We start from the raw sequence: 1594 nt of genomic DNA, 5'->3' as shown, positions 1-1594 counted from the left end.
CAACAAAAGGAAAGGACGACCGGGAACACACGAAGAAATGCAGCCAGGAAACCAGAAACACACAAACCCGCCCGGAACCACGCAACCCACACAGGCCACGCACCCCCCGACGGCCCTGTTGCCTCAGGACCCAACAGTGTGCCAAACACGAAAACCGGACAACCCCCACCCGCACCGTTCCACAACACCCCACCACAAAAATGACAGGACATCCGTACTGAACGCGGGAAAGAAACCACCCGGCCGCTATCTGCTGATATTCCACCCATGAGCACCCACCGCAGAACAGACGCCTGCGCAATGGGCTTTGCTTCCACACACCCCCCCACCAACCATGCGGAAGGAAGAAGGGCGATAATGGTGCTCCTTAGAAAGGAGGTGATCCAGCCGCACCTTCCGGTACGGCTACCTTGTTACGACTTAGTCCCAATCGCCGGTCCCACCTTCGACGGCTCCCCCCACAAGGGTTAGGCCACCGGCTTCGGGTGTTACCAACTTTCGTGACTTGACGGGCGGTGTGTACAAGGCCCGGGAACGTATTCACCGCAGCGTTGCTGATCTGCGATTACTAGCGACTCCGACTTCATGGGGTCGAGTTGCAGACCCCAATCCGAACTGAGACCGGCTTTTTGGGATTAGCTCCACCTCACAGTATCGCAACCCTTTGTACCGGCCATTGTAGCATGCGTGAAGCCCAAGACATAAGGGGCATGATGATTTGACGTCGTCCCCACCTTCCTCCGAGTTGACCCCGGCAGTCTCCCATGAGTCCCCACCACTACGTGCTGGCAACATGGAACGAGGGTTGCGCTCGTTGCGGGACTTAACCCAACATCTCACGACACGAGCTGACGACAACCATGCACCACCTGTAAACCGACCGCAAGCGGGGCACCTGTTTCCAGGCGTTACCGGTTCATGTCAAGCCTTGGTAAGGTTCTTCGCGTTGCATCGAATTAATCCGCATGCTCCGCCGCTTGTGCGGGCCCCCGTCAATTCCTTTGAGTTTTAGCCTTGCGGCCGTACTCCCCAGGCGGGGCACTTAATGCGTTAGCTACGGCGCGGAAAACGTGGAATGTCCCCCACACCTAGTGCCCAACGTTTACGGCATGGACTACCAGGGTATCTAATCCTGTTCGCTCCCCATGCTTTCGCTCCTCAGCGTCAGTTAATGCCCAGAGACCTGCCTTCGCCATCGGTGTTCCTCCTGATATCTGCGCATTTCACCGCTACACCAGGAATTCCAGTCTCCCCTACATCACTCTAGTCTGCCCGTACCCACTGCAGAACCGGAGTTGAGCCCCGGTCTTTCACAGCAGACGCGACAAACCGCCTACGAGCTCTTTACGCCCAATAATTCCGGATAACGCTTGCGCCCTACGTATTACCGCGGCTGCTGGCACGTAGTTAGCCGGCGCTTCTTCTGCAGGTACCGTCACTTACGCTTCTTCCCTACTGAAAGAGGTTTACAACCCGAAGGCCGTCATCCCTCACGCGGCGTCGCTGCATCAGGCTTCCGCCCATTGTGCAATATTCCCCACTGCTGCCTCCCGTAGGAGTCTGGGCCGTGTCTCAGTCCCAGTGTGGCCGGTCA

The 1594-nt window shown here is 57.6% G+C and carries 1 rRNA gene; it reads right to left on the bottom strand.

The features are described from left to right. Positions 1 to 371: 371 nt before the first annotated feature. A 16S ribosomal RNA gene (locus AC3WJU_RS22410) occupies positions 372 to 1594 on the bottom strand; the annotation flags it as partial.

It is taken from the genome of Arthrobacter sp. FW306-1B-F12A (assembly GCF_058781865.1).
The sequence above is the reverse complement of the archived record's forward strand: the minus strand, read 5'-3'. Positions and strand labels throughout refer to the sequence as shown.